Below are 18,025 nucleotides of genomic sequence, written 5' to 3' on the forward strand. Positions count from 1 at the left end.
GGGTATGTCGCAACCGCCGTTGACCGAGCAGATCCAGGCGCTCGAACAGTCGCTACGCGTTCAACTTTTTACCCGTTCTCGCCGCGGTGCACAGCTGACCGCCGCCGGCGCCGCGATTCTTCCCGCGGTCCGGAAATTCGCTGATCAACTGGAGCGACTAGAGTTGGCGGTTCACGAAGCCGTCGCAGGCCATGCCGGCGTGGTGACCATCGGAGCGATTACATCGGCCATGATCGACGTGCTACCCCCGTTGATCGAGCGCTTCAAGCAGAATCATCCCTTGATTACGGTATCGGTTCGGGAGATAGATAGCGCGGAAGCCATACCCGCACTGGAGGCGGGTGATATCGACATTGCATTCGCACGCCTGGAAGGGAATCTCGGTCGACATATTCAATCATTGCCGTTGTCCGAAGATAGGCTGGCTGTCGCACTACCCAAAGACCATCCCTTAGCTGCAAGGGAGTCAATCTCTCTACAATCCCTCGCGGACGAAACCCTGGTCATGGCATCACGGGATGTGAGTCCTGTGTACTTCGACTACCTGGTTGGGCAGTGCAAAGCCAGCGGCTTCGCACCGCGCATCGTCCACCAGGTGCGGTCCGTATCGTCACAAGTCGCCTTTGTCAGTTGCGGTCAGGGCATCGCACTGGTACCGACGTCTATGGGTAAACTCGCGCCGGAGAACGTCGTCATCCGCCCTCTGCATCCCGAAGTAAAAGTGGTGATCACGGCCATGGCCTGGCATAGCGAACACAAAAATTCATTGGTGGAGGCAATGATCGACCATGCAAGACAAGATTTACTGTCATAGGCCGGGCGTATGACAGGGTTCGTGGCTTCGTATTTTACAAATCATTTAGCTCGTTCAAGATTGGGGACTCTGTTATAGGAGTTTGTATCCGTGTCCCATGCAGCTCGCTTCACGTACGAGAAAATCCCACTGAGCATCGATGGTGTGCAGCTCGATCTGGCTGTGATACACCGCACCGGGCCAAAAACGCCCATCCTGTTCCTCCACGGATTCGGTTCTACAAAAGAGGACTACGCCGATATCACCCTGCAGGCGTCTTTCGAAGGACACCCCTTCATCGCCTATGATGCGCCAGGCTGCGGTGAAACAGAGTGTGCCGACCTCTCGCGCATCAACATCCCATTCCTGGTGAAAACCGCGCACGCCGTGCTCAAACATTTCGGGATCGACAAGTTTCATCTGGTAGGCCATTCCATGGGGGGGGCTGACCGGCTTGGTATTGGCTCACGAAGAGCCTGATCGCATTCAAAGCTTTGTTGATATCGAAGGCAACATCGCCCCTGAGGATTGTTTCCTCAGTCGACAGATCCACGATCATGACCGTGATGACGACGCGGGCTTCTTCCGTGATTTTATCAATCGCACTCGGTTGGCTTCGGATCCTGCAAGTGCACTCTATGCCGCCAGCCTCGCACATAAAGTACGGACCGGCGCTGTGCGTGGCATTTTCGAATCGATGGTCAATTTGTCCGACAACGCTCAGTTGATGGACAAGTTTCTCGCACTACCATTCCCGCGCCAGTATATGTATGGGGTAACCAACTCACACCTCTCCTATCTCGACCATATCGCTGCACAAGGCGTGGAACTGGCGTGCATCCCTGATTGCGGTCACTTCCCGATGTATTCGAATCCCGCCCTGATGTGGAAGTACATCAAGGCTTTGCAAGACCGCGCCTGAGCGGTTCATGTGTTTACCACGCGGCTAAGTTAGCCGCGTGAAGCTCGCACTACCCCCAGTAATAATAACAATGAGGTTGCGCCATGCTCGAAGCCATCAATGGTTTTCTTTCGGGAAAGCTGCTCATCGTCCTGGTCGTCGGACTAGGTACTTATTTCACCATCAAGACACGCTTTGTGCAGCTTCGGTACTTCCTGCACATGTTTAAAGTTTTCAAAGACAGCCTCACCAGCAGCTCAGCGCAAATCAGCTCGTTTCAAGCGCTCATGTTAAGCCTCGCGGGTCGGGTGGGTGCAGGCAACATTGCCGGCGTTGGGGTTGCTGTAACAATGGGGGGTCCGGGTGCTGTTTTCTGGATGTGGGTCACAGCCCTGGTTGGAATGGCGACCACCCTTATGGAATGTAGCTTGGCCCAGTTGTACAAGCGTAAAGATGCCAGCGGCCAATTCTATGGCGGACCCTCCTTCTACATTGAATACGGGCTGAACAAGCGATGGCTCGGCGTACTGATGGCAATTTTGCTCATCGTCACCTTTGGCTTTTCATTCAACGGTCTGCAATCGCATGCCGTAACCCACTCCCTGCAAAATGCCTTCGGCATTGATCCTACTCATTCGGGCGTCGTCCTGGCAGTCGTGCTGGGGCTGGTGTTTGTAGGCGGTATCAAGCGTATCGCGAAGGTGGCAGACCTGTTGGTACCGGTGAAGACGCTAGCCTACGTAGCGGTAACACTCTACGTGATTGTTTTGCAGTTCGATCACGTGCCAATGATGCTGCTGACCATCATCAAAAGCGCCTTCGGCCTGGACCAGGCTTTCGGCGGCCTCATTGGCAGCGCCATCGTGATGGGAGTCAAACGCGGCGTGTTTGCCAATGAAGCCGGCCTGGGCAGTGCACCAAACGTGGCGGCAGTGGCCGATGTCAGACACCCAATTTCTCAAGGTGTGGTACAGGCGTTTAGCGTGTTCTTCGACACGTTCGTCATTTGTACCTGCACTGCTCTGCTGATCCTGCTGTCCGGCTTCTACACTGCTGGCTTTGCCGGTGACGGTCTCATTCTGACCCAGAACTCACTAGCTGCGGTTGTGGGCGACTGGGGGCGCATTTTCATTAGCGCTGCACTGGCATTGTTCGTGTTTACCTCGATCCTCTACAACTACTACCTCGGCGAGAACAACCTGAAGTTTATCCTTGGTGAAAGCCGCAAAGTCCTTCTGGGCTACCGCGCCGTCGTGCTAGCACTCATCCTCTGGGGCTCGATGGAAGACCTATCAACCGTATTCGCGTTTGCCGACATCACCATGACCCTTTCCGCCTTGGTAAACCTGATCGCCCTGACGCTACTGTGCAAGATTGGCCTCAGGCTGCTCGCAGACTACGACAAGCAACGTAAAGCGGGTGTTACCGAACCAGTCCTGACCGCTAGTGCTTTTCAGGATGTGAATATCGACCAGGGTATCTGGGCTGAACAGCCCCCAGCCCCCGTAGATAACCCAGCAGTTGTGGTTAGCCACCGATAAATCTGGCTGTGGCGATGGGGTCCCTTAAGAGACCCCATCGCTTGCATAACTTAGGAGGTTCAACATGAATGCGAGCCCGCTACCTACTCCGCAGATCTGCTTTCCCGGAGGGAACTATCTGCACTTCGACGTCACCGCGAAAAATTTCAACTTGCCGATTCAGGAGCGGCTCACGCGGATCAAAACAAAGGTCTTGAAAACAAACAAGGGTATTGAGGACATCCACCTCGGCCTGAACCACATGACGATCCTTTACAACCCCTATTTGATTTCCCCGATCAGCTTGGCTAACGATCTGCGGAAACACTGGCTTGTCACGTGATCACCGAAGATAACTCCGGCTCAAATTGTTCTAATGGCAGAATAAAGCTTATAGAGCGTACAATCACCCGTTAGCGCGTGCTCGATTTAAACTGGAAAATCCTCAGCGCTGTTGAGATATTGATCGCATCAGAAAAGTAACCTGCACTCGAAAGCGACGCCCGGAAAGAAGATCGGATGTCGAGAGGAGCCGATCTTAACCGTGGAAGGTTACGCTTTGCGAAATCGGAATTCGACCTACGGTAATGTCATTGGCAACTGCAGCTCGGTCCGCATAGCCGAAAGAAATACCAAAAAGCATTTTCATATCCGAGTCGATGCCCAGCACCTCGCGAACAGTATCGGCGTACATTCCCAAAAGCGTTTGCGGGATACCTGCCAGCCCATGAGCAGTCAATGACAACAAGAATGTCTGGCCGTACATGCCTAGGTCGCTGGCCACCCGAACGCTGTCCCCTAGCGCAGGCATGAACAGTAAGGCCACATGTGGCGCGCCGAAGAAACTCAGGTTCTGACGCATAGCTTTAGCACGGCCGTCGTTGTCTTCACGAGTGACATGGATGGCATCGTAACGCGCTTTAGCACTGGATTGAGCTCGCTTCGCATAGACTTCAGGGTATTCAGACATATCAAAGTAGTAGTCCGGCGTGAATTGGCCGGCATCATCTGCAGCCGACAATGCCATTGCAAGCTCGTCACGTTTAGCGCCAGACACTACGTGGACCTGCCACGGCTGAGTGTTGCAGTTGGAGGGTGCCTGCTGGGCGTCCTCTAGCACCGCCTGGATCAGTTCGGAAGGAAGCGCCTGCGGCAGGAACTCGCGCATGGATCGACGATGACGTACTACATGCTCGAAGGGATACCTGCAGTACTGCTTGGCATCGCCTGCCTGTTCGTGCTCACCGACCGCCCAGAGCAAGCCAGGTGGCTGAGCGACGAGCAGCGCGGCTGGCTCACTCGGCGCCTGGCTGATGAAGCCTCGAAAAAGACCGCCATCGGCCATATCTCGCTGTGGAAGCTGCTGCGCCACAAGGATATCTGGGTGTTGGCACTGATCTACTCGGGCGCTTCCGCCGCCGGGAGCACCATGAGCGTATGGGCCCCGCAGTTACTGAAAACCTTTGGCCTCAGTGCCCTGGAAATCGGCCTGGTCAACGCCATCCCTTACGGCATTGCCTCGGTGCTGATGATCTTCTGGGGCCGCAGTTCCGACCGTACCGGCGAGCGTCGCTGGCACACCGCGATGACCATGCTGCTGATCGCGGCGGGCCTGCTGATGACCTTGTTCACCGCTTCTCTGCCGGCAACGGTGGCGATGCTGACCATGGTACTGGTGGGCGCGTATTCGATGAAAGGGCCGTTCTGGGCACTGGTGTCCGGCTGGCTGTCTTCCTCGACCGCTGCCGCGGGCCTTGCCGCCGTAGGCGCCATGGCCAACCTGATCGGCGGAGGCCTTATGGTCAATGCCTACGGCGCCATTCACGATGCCACCGGCAGCTACTCCCTGGCGCTGATGCCCTTGGCCGCGCTGTGCACCGTGGCCGGTATCGCAGTACTGGTAATCGGCCGCAAACGCCAGCACGAGCAAGCTGAATCAGCCAGCGCCGTTAGCGCAAAATAAGCCACGCGAGTCGCACCTCGATGCCCACTTTCTTACTTCAGGAATGTGGGCATAGTCATTTCACAACGGCAAGAAGTGTCCGCCTCAACCTCAGCTCATCGAAGCCAACCAGGCCCTCCACCCTCCCCATTCGGTGATGTCTGCGGCACCATCGAGTCCCGCGCCTTCGCATATGAAACCTGTCTCCCAGCGACCATCGCTCAGTTCCACCTTGCCCAGCCCCAAAGGCGCAGGGATACCGGTCAGGAATGAGCCCAGCTCCGTGCTCGGCATCTCCCAAACCTCCACTGCGATGGCGACGCCCCCTTCCTGCACCCGCACCATCCCGGGTCGTTTCACAGGCCCGCCGGCAAGCGCGTAGAGCTTGTAATGGGGGGAGCTGCTTGTGGACTCCAGCAACCGAGCCCCACGATGCTGGAGCTGCCAATTGAGCGCGAGCCCATCCAGATGGGCACCACAAACGACCAGGCGGGCCATGTCATTGCGAGCATCGATCGCCGGTGCTTCGAACCCTTGGTAGGCGTTTGCGAGGCTCAGCAGGTAGTGGTCAGTGAATGCCCGACCGAATAGCGTGATCCCCCAAGGCAGGTCGTTCTTCATGACACCGCTGGGCACAGCAACGGCTGCGTAATCGAGCAGGTTCATGAAGTTGGTGTAATAGCCCAGCTCAGAGTTGCGCTTCACGGGTTCATCAGCGAGCTCGGCCAAGGTCACGGGGCGACCAATTGTGGGCGTAAGCACACAATGCAGGTCTTTCAGGACTTCATCACATTTGGCCTTGAGCATCTGCAACCGATACTGAGCACGGAACGTATCGACGCCGCTTACCTTCGGGCCTTTCTCAAGCACCGCATGAATGACTGGCAGCACGGCTTCTGGGTGTACCTGCGCGAGCTCTCCCACCACACTGTAACGCTCGGCAACCCACGGGCCTTCGTACAACAAGCGGGCAGCTTCAAGGAATGGCGAAAGGTCGATGGTGACCGGCTCTCCCCCCAGCGACTTCAGTCGCTGGATGGACGCTTCAAACAGGCCAGGCCCCTCGCTGCATCCAAAAAACTCCAGGTCGCACTCGCGTGGGATGCCAAACCGGAAGGAAGTGATGCGCCCGAACGCACTGCCATCATTCCAAGCAGGGTTGGCTCTGCTGTATTCGTCCGCAGGATCTTGCACAGCAAGCAAGGCCAACAATTGGCTGGCCTCCCGTGCTGTAGCCGTAAATGTAGTGACGCAATCCAGCGTTCGGCATGCAGGTACGACTCCAGCAGTCGAAATCAGCCCCCTTGTTGCCTTCAACCCTACAAGCCCATTGAGGGCTGCAGGTACGCGACCTGAACCTGCAGTATCGGTACCCAGGGCGAAACTGGTGATACCCAGCGCCACGGCCAAAGGTGATCCGGCGCTTGATCCACCTGAGGGGTAATCACGATTCACACTGTTCACGCATGCACCGTATGGTGATCTCGTGCCATTCAGCCCTGTCGCAAACTGATCGAGGTTGGTCTTGCCTAATGGAACGGCCCCGAGGTCGATCAGCCGCTGGACGACGCTGGCCGAGCGAACCGGGATGTAAGCATACGCAGGGCAAGCCGCCGTGGTCGGCACGCCTGCCAAATCGATGTTGTCCTTGATGGCGAAAGGCACCCCATACAAGGGCAAACGCTCAATAGGCGTCGACTCCAGCACCGCAAGGTACGGCTCAAGCTCCTCAGCGCTCAGAAGATGGATGAACGCGTTGAACTGGGGGTTGATGGCCTGGGCCTCGTCACGCAATGCCAGAATCAGTTGGCGAGGGCTCACGTCACCACGCACATAGCGTTCACGCAATACATCGATTCGCAGATCATTCTTCATGCTGCCGCCCCTTTTGCGATAGGCTCAATGACAACTACGCGCTGACCGGCACGAATGGCTGCCCCTGGCTCCACGTGAATCTCCCTGACGACACCTGCACAAGGCGCGCAGACCGGTATTTCCATCTTCATGGATTCAAGTACCACCAAGGTCGTGCCCGCCTCGACCTCATCACCAGCGGCAACCTGGACTTGCCACAAATTGCCGGCAATCGGGCTCTCTACGCCCAGCAAATGGCTGGGGATAGGGCTTTCCTCGCTCGTTGGGGCGGCCGCCTCGCTACTTTCGAAGTGCGCTTGTCCCGTATCAATCCAACGCTGCCGCTCGGCTGCAAACGCGCTCTGTTGCTGGCTACGGAAGGTTGCGATGCTGTCCGCCTCACCCGCCAGAAACTCTTGGTAATCCGCCAGTCGTAGTTGACTCTCCTCGATACGCAGGTCGTATCGGCCGAGCGGAAAGTCCCTACGGATGCGTTGCAACTCTTCAGCGGTCACGTGGTAGAAGCGAATTTGGTCAAAGAAGCGGAGCAGCCAAGGTTTGCCACCGAAAGCCTCTACTTCTCGATAGCGGTTCCACATCTGCAGGGTTCGCCCGACAAATTGATAACCTCCCGGCCCCTCCATGCCGTAAACGCACATGTAAGCACCACCGATGCCGACCGCGTTTTCTGCAGTCCACGTACGTGCGGGGTTGTACTTGGTGGTCACCAGGCGGTGCCGAGGATCGAGCGGAGTTGCCACGGGAGCTCCGAGGTATACGTCCCCAAGGCCCATGACCAGGTAACTGGCCTCAAACACCGTGCGCTGCACCTCCTCCAGGTTCGCAAGATCGTTGATGCGACGTATGAACTCCAGGTTGCTTGGGCACCAGGGGGCATCCTTGCGCACAGTGGTCATGTATTTTTCGATGGCCAGCTGGCACGCAGGATCGTCCCAAGACAGAGGTAGGTGAACGATTCGAGAAGGCACCGCAAGATCCTTAGCTGCGCAGACCGCATCCCACTCGCCGGCGATAGCTTCCAACAGGTGGCCTAAGGAAAGTCGCTCCGGCTGGTAGTGCACCTGAAGCGAGCGGATCCCGGGTGTCAGATCGATGACCCCTGGGAGTGCTTGAGCTTCGAGAGCCTGCATCAAAGCATGGCCACGGAACCGCAGCACCAGATCAAGCTCTGGTTCGCCAATCTCGAGCAATAAATGGGTATCACCAGCCAATCGGGCTACCAGTCGCATCTCGCCCTCCCCCAAGTCCATTACGATTGGGGACACAAGCTCGGACATTTTCACATCGGATGTGCTGCGCACCGGCACCTCCCCCAGCAACGGCGAAGTCGCCAGTGCTCGGGCACGCGCGACGTCTGTAGGTACAAACCTGACCTTATCGCCGGCTTTAAGCTGCCCCAGCTTCCACAGGTCGGCCTCGATCACTGTGACCGGACAGACGAAACCACCCAGGCTTGGGCCGTCCGGGCCCAGAATCACCGGCATGTCGCCCGTAAAATCCACGGCCCCGATCGCATAAGGATTGTCATGGATGTTGGAGGGATGCAGCCCAGCCTCCCCTCCGTCGGCGCGCACCCACTCGGGTTTTGGCCCGATCAACCGAACACCGGTGCGGCTCGAATTGAAATGCACTTCCCACTCTGTGGCGAAGAATGTCTCGATATAGGCCGGTGTGAAATACTCGGGCGCCCCATGGGGGCCGTAAATCACACGGATCTCTCGGCGCGCCCCCAGCGGTTCCTGCTCTGGCAGTTGCCTGCCTGCACTTGAGTCAGTCAAGCGGCTGATGTGCAGCACATCCCCCGCGCGCAAGGCTCGACCTGCGTGACCGCCAAACTGCCCCAGGGTGAAAGTGCTCTTGCTGCCCAGATACTCCGGCACCTGGATGCCTCCACGTACACACAGGTAGGCCCTGGCGCCAGCACCAACGATCGTGCCGATGCTGAGTACCGAACCAGCCTTGATCATCAGTGCAGTGTTCATCGGCACGACGTTGCCATCGATCAGTACCGGAATCTCCGCCCCCGTGACGGCTACCACGGCGTCAGCATTGAATCGCATGCTTGGCCCGGTCATGGTGATTTCGAGTCCAGCCTCACCTTCCGGGTTGCCGATCAGTTGATTGCCAAGGCGCAATGCTCGACTGTCCATTGGCCCAGACGGGGGCACTCCGACGGCCCAGTACCCCTGGCGTCCAGGGTAGTCCTGGACGCTAGTCTGAGTGCCGCCGCTGAGTATCTCGATGGTTGACGCTTTATACACCAACCCCTCAAGGCAGCGTGTCCAGGGCTTGCCGGTCGCGAATGGGGCATCCACCAGGATCTGCTTGAGGTACTCCCGGTTGGTTTCCACGCCGTAGATGACGCTGTTGTCGAGCGCAGCGTGCAATCGGGAACAAGCTTGGTCGCGATCCTCTGCCCAAGTGATGACCTTGGCGATCATGGGGTCGAAAAACGGAGGAATCTCACACCCCGCCTCTACCCATGTATCGATACGTAGGGTTTGGCCTTCTGCGTGCGGAAATTGAACGGCCGTGAGCAAACCAGGGCTGGGCTGGAATTCCTTACCTGGATCTTCTGCATAGAGGCGCGCCTGCACGGCATGGCCACGAGGCGTCAGGGTGCGCGCCAACTCCTTGAGTGGTGCCAGGGTTCCAGCCGCGAGCTCAACCATCCAGCGAACAAGATCAATACCCCACACCTGCTCGGTAACGCCATGCTCGACCTGCAGGCGGGTGTTGACCTCCAGGAAGTAGAATTGCTGCGCATCGCTGTCGAACACGAACTCAACAGTACCTGCGCTCCGATAGCTCACTGCCTTGGCCAGACGAATGGCAGCTTCACAAAGTGACTGGGAAATCCGGTCAGTGAGATCAGGAGCCGGGGTCTCTTCCAGCACCTTCTGGTTGCGGCGCTGGACTGAGCAATCACGCACACCCAGTGCGATGACATCCCCACACCCATCCCCGAAAATCTGGACTTCAAGATGACGCGCACGCTGGATGTACTTCTCGATGAAGACGCCTGCATCACTGAAGTTGTTCTGACCTAACCGCCTGACAGTCTCGAAGGCATCTGCGAGCTCTGTCGGTGACCAACATACCCGCATGCCGATTCCGCCGCCGCCGGCCGTGCTTTTGAGCATGACCGGATAGCCCACCGCCTGCGCAGCTGCAACAGCCTCCTCCACGCTGTCGAGCAGTTCGGTACCCTCAAGCATTGGGACGCCGTACTTGCGCGCCAAAGCGCGCGCAGTATGTTTGAGGCCAAACAGCTTCAACTGATCTGCAGTGGGGCCGACAAAGGCTATCCCAGCCGCCTCACAAGCCGCCGCGAAAGCCGCATTCTCTGAGAGGAAGCCGTAACCTGGGTGAATGGCGCCCGCGCCCGTTTCCTTGGCAGCAGCAAGGATCTTGTCGACGCAGAGATATGTGTTGGCAGCAGCTCCTTCTCCCAGGCTCACAGCTTGGGCTGCATCACGAACGTGAAGGCTGGCTACGTCAGCTTCTGCGTAGACAGCGACACCTTTTACATCCATTTGGCGAAGCGTACGCAGGATCCTGCAGGCGATAGCGCCACGGTTGGCAATCAACAATGAATCGAACATAAGAAGCCCCTTACGACGGTACATGTCCGTGCGGTTGGGTTGTGGGTCGTCCCACAGTGCTTATGAGGTCTTGGGGTCGTCCCCAGCCTGGATCAGGAGTGCTTGTCAGGACAGTCTGGCGGGTCGCTGCGGTATTGGATGCGCCCAGCACGGTAGTGGCAGTACACGAAGAACATGTACCTCAAACGCTTTACCCAGGTTTTCATGCCCATATGGTCAGCTCTGCGGGTGTTGGGTCGTAGCCGTTGCAGGGGTTGTTCAACTGCGGGCAGTTGGAGATGAGCACGATTACATCCATCTCTGCGCGCAGCAGCACATATTTACCTGCCGCCGAAATGCCGTCCTCAAAGGTCAGGCCGCCTTCCGGAGTGACCGGGACATTCATGAAGAAATTGATGTTCGGGCTGATGTCGCGCTTGCTCAACCGGCCATCATGGCTGCAGGCCCGAAGGTAATTGTCACGGCAGCTGTGCATGTGACGCTTGTCCAGGGCATAACGGACGGTATTGCTCTCCTGTGCACACGCACCGCCGAGTGTGTCGTGGCGCCCGCAGTTATCTTCGATGAGGGTGAGTAATGGTCGGCCCAGGTTTGAGTACAGAACGCTGCCTTTGCCCAGGTAAACATTGTTCTGCCGCCGCAACGTGCGCTGGACGTCGTAGCGCTCACGAGGATTCGCGGCACTGTAGAACAGGGTATCGATCGCCTGGTTACCTTCGAGATCCCGGATGCGTAGAATCTGGCCAGCCTTCACTTCGGTCAGCCATGGTTCTCCGGCTGGAATGGTGGCTTGGTATAAGGCATTTTCAAGGTGCAATGGTGCAGTCATGAGGCGTCCTCAGGCATGAATCCGTTGGGTGTTGATGAAACCGCGCTCGTTCTCTGGCCGCGAAGTTCGACAGTGTTCGGCGACCGCGTCCGCAGCCTTCATGAAGGTGAGCTCGACAGGCTTTGGCGAATAGGTCTTCGAAGGGTCCATCGGATGCTGAAGGGCTGTAATCACGAACAAGGTGTCCATCGGTGCGTAAAGCTCGATGCAGTCTCCGGCTTTGGAATTACCCTCGACAAACCGCAGCCCGCCATGGGCATCGACGTCGACGCGACTGAACAGATTGAGCACCATCGTCAGATCGCTCAAGCCCAGCCCCCACTTGCCCATTTCGACGAGCAGGTTGTCCGCGCCGTTGCGGAAGAAACCATTGCGCAACTCCTGGTAACGGCCGTTACCGTATTTCTCTACGACCTCCTGAGCGCAAAGCACGCCACCGATGCTGTCACTCCAACCACAGGTATCACGAGTGATTGCAGCGAGCACCCGCCCCATATCCGAGTAAAGGCAATGGCCTGCAGTGAGCTTTGCGGTGTGCTGACACTTCAAGCTGTCGGGCAGATTCAGGCGCTCGGTCTTCTCGTGGGCGTTGAACAGCATGGCGCTGACGTTCGCCCCGCCCTCCACGTCGGTCAGGCGCAACAACTCACCACGCTTGAGCACGAATGAGAGGTGTCCTCCTCCCGGTAGCAACTCATTGGAAAACACAGTTGTTTCGATCATGGGTAGCAGTCCTTGGTTGGTTGAATCGCACACGACAGCGATGCAGCAGCAGCCAGCCGCGAATCTGTGCGTTTACTGTTGAGTGGCAAGTCGTAGGTCACGCGCGCGCCATATGAGAGGGGCGCATGGGGGTCGACGCGAATCTTGTCGAACACCATCAGCCGAGTACCCAGGCTGAATCCTTCGCTAAGGTCGTGGGTCACCATGAAGACTGTCAGGCCCGTCTCCTTCCACAGCTCCAGCAGCAGCGCATGCATGTCCTTGCGAATGCCAGGGTCGAGCGCGCCAAACGGCTCATCAAGTAGCAGAACGCGAGGTTTCATGATCAACGCCTGCGCGATAGCCAGGCGTTGCTGCATCCCGCCAGAGAGCTGTGAAGGGTATTTCCCAAGTGCTGCCTGCAGACCCACTTTGCGCAAAAGCTCTGCCGCCTGATCCCGAGCAGCGCGTTTTCTCGCTCCGAATAGTCGACCAAGCAGAAACGCGTTCGGCAACTCAAGTCCCAGTGCGACATTGTCCAGCACCGTGAGATGTGGAAAGACGGAGTAGCGTTGGAACACGACGCCACGTGCAGGATCGGGCTCGGCGCAAAGCGGTTGGCCACCCAGAAGGATCTGACCTTTACTCGGGGTTTCCTGGCCCAGGAGCAGGCGCAAGAACGTGGATTTTCCGCATCCGGAAGTCCCGACCAGGGTGCAGAACTCGCCCTCCTCGATCGTGAGGTTCAAGCCCTCCAGCACCACATGCTCTGCGTACTGCTGCCATACATTCTTGACTTCGATGAAGCTCATGCTCGCGCGCCCTCATACCAGGGGAAGGCTCTACGTGTGAGCGTCCTCAGCCCCCAATCCATCAACCAGGCCAGAAGCGTGATCCAAACGACGTATGGAAGAATCACGTCCATCGCCAGGTAACGGCGCACCAGGAAAATCCGATAGCCCAAGCCGTTTTCAGAGGCGATGGCTTCGGCAGCGATCAGGAATAGCCATGCGGAGCCGAGCACCAGACGCAGTGAAATCAGCAGGCGCGGCAGTAACTGCGGCAGGACGACCCGCAGGATCAGCGTCCAGGTACTGGCCCCCAACGTCTGGGCCTTGATCAGCAGCTCCACCGGGATCTCTCGGGCCCGTTGTTCGAGGTCACGGGCCAGGATGGGGGTGATCCCGATGGCGATGAGCATCACCTTGGACAATTCGCCCAGCCCGAAGACAATGAACAGGATCGGCAGAATGGCCAGTGGCGGAATCATCGACAGCACGACGAGCATGGGTGACAGCGATGCGCCAACCAGCGGCAAGGTACCGGCAGCGATACCCAGGCACAGGCCGGCCCCTGCAGCGATGGCCAGGCCAGTACCCAGCCGTTGCAGGCTGGCGCCTGTGTCCTGCCACAGCAGGTAGGCACCACTGCGCTTGTCCTCGGTGAACGCCATGCGCTTCACAGCGTCGGACATTTGCATGGCGCTGGGCAGTAGCTTGTCGTTGGGGTTGTCAGCCAGGCGCTGCGCCGAACTCACGAAGTACGCGCACAGCACCAGGACCAGCGGGAGTATCACCAGCAACAGCCGTGAACTCCGATCGGGATGTCGGTTGATCAAGCGCATTGAGCACTCTCCGCTTACAGGGCGCCGTCGACGGCCATTTGCACGTAGGTCGGGTCAAAGCGCAGCTTCAAGTTGGCCTGGTCGCCCAGGGTGACATCGTTGGCGAAACTCATCCCCACCACATTGCTGTCGGGTGCTCCATCACCCAACAAACCGTGCTCGAACGAAAAGTTCGCGACCTTCGCCATGGTCTCCGGCAGATCCGGGCTCTTGGCGAATACCAGTGCATCGTGAGCGGTGAAGAACAGGTGGGTGGTTGCCAGTTGAGACCTGAAACCGGCAAGGTCAGTACCCGAAGCCTTGGCCATGTGCTCCTCGGCGGCTTCGGAGCTGGCGTCCTTGGCGTTCATCATGCTCATGACCTCAAACCACGCCCCTGTGAGCACCTTGCCAAGTGCGGGGTTGTCTTTGAGGGTTTCGGTGTTGACCACCATCATGTCCAGGATCTCGCCAGGTATCTGGCTGGAACTGAAGACTTCGGTTACACCGGGAGTGGCCTTGATGTCGGCGAGCATCGGATTCCAGGTGGTGACGGCCTGGACGCTCTCGGTGTTGAAAGCGGCGGAGATGTCCGCATCAGACGTATTGATCACCTTCAGATCTTTCTCTCGAAGGTTGGCCGTATCGAGTGCGCGGGCTAGCAGGTAATGCGACACCGATAGCTCGACCAGATTCACATCCATGCCTTTAAGGTCGGAAACGGTCTTGCCTGCCCCCTTGATGACAACACCGTCGTTGCCGTTGGAGTAGTCGCTGACGATCAATGCCGTGCTGTCGACACCGCCAGCAGCTGGGATCGTGAGCGCGTCCATATTGGTCATGGTGCAGCCGTCGAACTGGCCAGCGGTGTACTGGTTGATCGACTCCACGTAGTCGTTGAGCTGAGTCAGAGCGACATGGATACCGTACTTCTTCGCCCATTTGTCGACGATGCCTTGTGCCTGAGCAAACTCCCAAGGCATCCAGCCGGCATAGATCGTCCAGCAGACGTTGAAGTCTGTCTTGGCCGCAGCGTGTGATGAAGTGGCAGCCAACAGGCCAATGCCTGCTGCCATGAAAGCGGAGAGTAGGGGCTTTCGCATGGTGGGACTCCAGTTGACGGTGAGCGGACAGGAGCAGCGCATCACCCTCTACAAGGTGGTCTGTCTCCCGGGCTTTTATCCCGCCGTGTAACCTCAACTGGAGGTCGTAAGCTCTCGGTCCAGACACTCGTTTTTGCGAGCCGGAACCCTAGCCAACCATTTTTCAAATTGTGGTGCACTCAGCCAGCGCTGCTCCTGCACGGAATTACATGATGCGAGAGGCGTGCCAAGCTCGCGGGATCAATGCCATTGCCGCTGCGACCCCGCAGTTACGGCCAGTTGAGCGACAGGCACAAACTGATCGCCTAGCGATCTTTCATTGCTGTGCGCGCTGTGAGGCGCCTCTTTTAAGGGCGGCGATGCCCTTAAAGTGGGCAAAAAGGTGGTTCAGCAGAATCCGGCGCATCAGTTTCTCTAATCCGTCATGCTCGTTATTCATTGCACTGATCATCATTTCAGGCAGACTTCTGCCACTAATTATTGGAGGTGAGACGTGGCGGGTGAAAAATCTATCTCTGCCCTATTACGCGGTATGAGCCCAATCCTCAACGAAGGTGAGTACGTCTTCTGCACCGTCGCTGACTTCGCAGGGCTGAGCCCGGACGACCTGGTGGGTAGCTTCAAGGAGAAAGAAGGCTTGACCTTGATCATCGAGCGAAGCCGAGCAGAAACGCTCGGGCTGAAGTTTGATTTCGTCGCTGCGTGGATCACCCTGACCATCCATTCGGCCCTGGATGCAGTCGGCTTGACTGCGGCGTTCTCGACCGCTCTGGGCCAAGCAGGGATCAGCTGCAATGTGATCGCAGCCTATTTCCACGATCATGTCTTCGTAGGCAAAGATGATGCGCAAAAAGCGATGAAGGTGCTGAACACCCTTTCCCAGACTTCTGAGTGAGGCTGGTCGAGACGCTTTACCGCTCAAGGCATGTACGCAGTCCCATCATCGCAGTGCCACATCTGAGTCAGTTGACCACCCGCCACCCAGGGCGAGGTAGGCAGCAATAGCAGCACGCACCGCTTCAGTTTGCGCAACTGCTCGGGAATCCGATGTCCTGAGAAGCTGCTGATCTGCGTTCAGAACGTCTATCAAACTGGCTACGCCGTTCTTAAATGCTACGAAGGACGAACGTCGTGCTTGCTCCAGGGATACCTCACCGCGTTTGAGCGACTGTGCCTGCGCTTGCCGATTGATCAATGCAGACAAAGCTGTTTCAACATCTTCCGAAGCCTCCAGCACAGACTGCCGATAGATGGCCAGGGCTTCGGCTTCACGTCCTTTGGCCTGGTCTATCTGCGCGTTGATGCGGCCAAAATCAAAGAGTCGCCACCTCAAGCCGAGCAATACGGCTGATTGGTCGGCATCGCCCGTGAAAAATGTTCCGCCAGAGGTAGACGCACTGCCGATCAGCCCGCCTATCGAGAATTTTGGGTAATACTCACTGATCGCACTGCCGATCATGGCATTGGCAGCCATGAGCCTGCGCTCAGCGGCGATCAGGTCGGGCCGACGGCGGAGCAGATCGGAAGGTTTGCCGATTTGCGCAAGCGCAGGCACCTGAGGGATTGACGAGGCAATTGCCATCTGGGCGCGGTGGGTACCTGGCGCACTGCCAAGCATGACATCCAAGGCGTTGAGAGCCGCATCCAGGCCCGCACGCAAAACTGGCACGGTTGCCTCGACTTGAGACAGTTCGCCTTCGGTTTGACGAACCTCGTAGTCAGGCGCCAGACCTTTGCGGTTGAGCAGGTTGACTTTGGCCAGAAGGTCTTGCTGTGTCTGCACCTGGTTCTGAGCAATGGCCAGGCGCGCCTGCAGCCCCCTCACGGTGGTGTAGATATCGGCTGTTTGCGCGGCAACGGCAAGACGCGTCGCGATTGCCCCCGCCTCAGAAGCCTGGTACTCACCGACGGCGGCTTGCCGATCACGCCGCAGCCCACCAAACAAGTCGATTTCCCAGCTTGCTTGCAGATTGAGTTCATAGCTGTTGCCGTAGCGGTCATAGTCAGGCGTTGAGTTCAGCAGCTGGCCCAATGGCGTTTCAACGGATTGCCGTGAGCGTGCAGCTTGACCATTGATACCCGCGGACGGCACAAGCGCCGCGGTCGCTGAGCCCAGTGCTGCGCGAGCCTGAGCTACGCGGGCCTGTGCCTGCGCCAACTGCAGGTTTTGTCCCAGCGCCTCGGTCACAAGCCTGCTCAACAAAGGATCTCCAAATCCTTCCCACCAGACATCGAGGCTGCCGACCGATGTGTCGCTTGCGGTCAACGGCTGTGCATCCGTGACGTAATGATCGGCCAGCGCAACCTCTGGCTGTTTATAATCCGGGCCAACCATGCACCCTGCAGTGAGACTGGCGCTCAACAGCAGAGCAATCGTTCGGTAGGAAAGCATGATGATTCTCATAGACCAAGAGGAGGTGTGACCATATTATATTTTGGTCACACTCTGTCAATCAGTTCCAGGATGCTTCAAAAATGAGTAAATCTTCTCCACCCTCGCCGGCGCGCGGGCCAGCCGACCACGACGTGAGGGATCAGATCATCCAGGCTGCCATGGAGCACTTCGCCCATTATGGGTACGACAAAACCACTGTCTCTGACTTAGCCAAATCGATCGGCTTTTCAAAGGCCTACATCTACAAGTTCTTCGAATCCAAACAAGCGATCGGAGAGGTGATTTGCTCCAGTCGGCTTGCGCTCATCATGCAGCGCATTGCGACGGCCACCAGCGACGCCCCGACTGCATCGGAAAAGTTGAGACGTCTATTCCGAGCGATCGCTGAGGGCGGGGCTGACCTTTTCTTCCACGACCGGAAGCTCTATGACATAGCGGCAGTGGCATCGCGCGACCAATGGTCGTCGGTCAAGTCTCATGAGGCCAATATCAGTAAGGTCATTCTGGAGATCCTGACACAAGGCCGCGACGCAGGAGAATTTGAACGCAAGACCCCCCTGGACGAACTGACGCTGGCGATTTTTCTGATCATGAGGCCATACGTAAATGCCGCGCTCCTTCAGCACAACCTGGACACGCTTCAGGATGCGGTCGTCCAACTGCCGGCTTTGATACTCAGAAGTCTCGCCCCTTAGCAGAGTGTGACCATTGACAATATTGGTCACTGGTAGAAAAATGGGATTCCTATATCGCCTTT

Annotated in this window: 14 protein-coding genes, 2 pseudogenes and 1 riboswitch; of the genes and pseudogenes, 7 read left to right on the forward strand and 9 right to left on the reverse strand. The window is 57.6% G+C overall.

The window, feature by feature from the left end:
• From N5D53_RS21370 to N5D53_RS21385, 4 genes and pseudogenes are all read left to right on the forward strand, one after another.
• Positions 1-814, forward strand: an 814-nt coding sequence (locus N5D53_RS21370) for a LysR family transcriptional regulator (protein ID WP_279840751.1), incomplete at its 5' end; no start/stop codon positions are given.
• Positions 815-904: 90 nt separating this feature from the next.
• Positions 905-1,715 (forward strand): annotated as a pseudogene (locus tag N5D53_RS21375) (alpha/beta hydrolase).
• Positions 1,716-1,798: 83 nt separating this feature from the next.
• A complete protein-coding gene (locus N5D53_RS21380) occupies positions 1,799-3,235 on the forward strand; it encodes an alanine/glycine:cation symporter family protein (protein WP_279840752.1) in 1,437 nt (478 codons plus the stop codon).
• A gap of 64 nt (positions 3,236-3,299) precedes the next feature.
• Positions 3,300-3,557, forward strand: a complete 258-nt coding sequence (locus N5D53_RS21385; RefSeq protein WP_279840754.1) for a hypothetical protein — start codon at positions 3,300-3,302, stop codon at positions 3,555-3,557.
• Between the two features lie 195 nt (positions 3,558-3,752).
• Here the strand turns inward: N5D53_RS21385 and N5D53_RS21390 are convergent, their stop codons facing one another.
• Positions 3,753-4,382 (reverse strand): nitroreductase, encoded by a 630-nt coding sequence (locus N5D53_RS21390; protein WP_279840755.1) that lies wholly within the window; start codon positions 4,380-4,382, stop codon positions 3,753-3,755.
• 18 nt (positions 4,383-4,400) lie between these two features.
• Between N5D53_RS21390 and N5D53_RS21395 the strand changes: the two are divergent.
• Positions 4,401-5,177: pseudogene (locus N5D53_RS21395) on the forward strand (MFS transporter); the annotation flags it as partial.
• A 90-nt stretch (positions 5,178-5,267) separates the two neighbouring features.
• Here the strand turns inward: N5D53_RS21395 and atzF are convergent.
• From atzF to N5D53_RS21430, 7 genes are all read right to left on the reverse strand, one after another.
• Positions 5,268-7,031, reverse strand: a complete 1,764-nt coding sequence (gene atzF / locus N5D53_RS21400) for an allophanate hydrolase (protein ID WP_104887659.1) — start codon at positions 7,029-7,031, stop codon at positions 5,268-5,270.
• Positions 7,028-10,636, reverse strand: a complete 3,609-nt coding sequence (gene uca, locus N5D53_RS21405) for an urea carboxylase (protein ID WP_279840758.1) — start codon at positions 10,634-10,636, stop codon at positions 7,028-7,030. The genes atzF and uca overlap by 4 nt, the downstream gene beginning before the upstream one ends.
• Before the next feature lie 202 nt (positions 10,637-10,838).
• On the reverse strand, positions 10,839-11,465 hold the full coding sequence (locus N5D53_RS21410) for an urea amidolyase associated protein UAAP2 (RefSeq protein WP_064492079.1): 627 nt from the start codon (positions 11,463-11,465) through the stop codon (positions 10,839-10,841).
• A 9-nt stretch (positions 11,466-11,474) separates the two neighbouring features.
• Entirely contained in the window at positions 11,475-12,188 is a 714-nt protein-coding gene (locus N5D53_RS21415) for an urea amidolyase associated protein UAAP1 (RefSeq protein WP_064492080.1), read from the reverse strand.
• Positions 12,185-12,979, reverse strand: coding sequence for an ABC transporter ATP-binding protein (locus N5D53_RS21420; protein WP_020193057.1), 795 nt, complete (start codon positions 12,977-12,979; stop codon positions 12,185-12,187). Before N5D53_RS21420 ends, N5D53_RS21415 begins: the two co-directional genes overlap by 4 nt.
• On the reverse strand, positions 12,976-13,791 hold the full coding sequence (locus N5D53_RS21425) for an ABC transporter permease (protein ID WP_064492081.1): 816 nt from the start codon (positions 13,789-13,791) through the stop codon (positions 12,976-12,978). The genes N5D53_RS21420 and N5D53_RS21425 overlap by 4 nt, the downstream gene beginning before the upstream one ends.
• Before the next feature lie 14 nt (positions 13,792-13,805).
• Positions 13,806-14,873 (reverse strand): putative urea ABC transporter substrate-binding protein, encoded by a 1,068-nt coding sequence (locus N5D53_RS21430; RefSeq protein ID WP_198747008.1) that lies wholly within the window; start codon positions 14,871-14,873, stop codon positions 13,806-13,808.
• 62 nt (positions 14,874-14,935) lie between these two features.
• A riboswitch (guanidine-I (ykkC/yxkD leader) is annotated at positions 14,936-15,036 on the reverse strand.
• A gap of 330 nt (positions 15,037-15,366) precedes the next feature.
• Between N5D53_RS21430 and N5D53_RS21435 the strand changes: the two genes are divergently transcribed.
• A complete protein-coding gene (locus tag N5D53_RS21435) occupies positions 15,367-15,768 on the forward strand; it encodes an ACT domain-containing protein (RefSeq protein WP_064492083.1) in 402 nt (133 codons plus the stop codon).
• Between the two features lie 45 nt (positions 15,769-15,813).
• Here the strand turns inward: N5D53_RS21435 and N5D53_RS21440 are convergent, their stop codons facing one another.
• Complete coding sequence (locus N5D53_RS21440) at positions 15,814-17,265, reverse strand: TolC family protein (RefSeq protein ID WP_274141598.1); 1,452 nt, start codon at positions 17,263-17,265, stop codon at positions 15,814-15,816.
• Between the two features lie 83 nt (positions 17,266-17,348).
• Between N5D53_RS21440 and N5D53_RS21445 the strand changes: the two genes are divergently transcribed.
• Positions 17,349-17,963, forward strand: coding sequence for a TetR/AcrR family transcriptional regulator (locus tag N5D53_RS21445; RefSeq protein ID WP_010954179.1), 615 nt, complete (start codon positions 17,349-17,351; stop codon positions 17,961-17,963).
• The last annotated feature ends 62 nt before the right edge of the window (positions 17,964-18,025 follow it).

Source organism: Pseudomonas sp. GD03862 (genome assembly GCF_029840855.1).
Lineage (GTDB): Bacteria > Pseudomonadota > Gammaproteobacteria > Pseudomonadales > Pseudomonadaceae > Aquipseudomonas > Aquipseudomonas alloputida.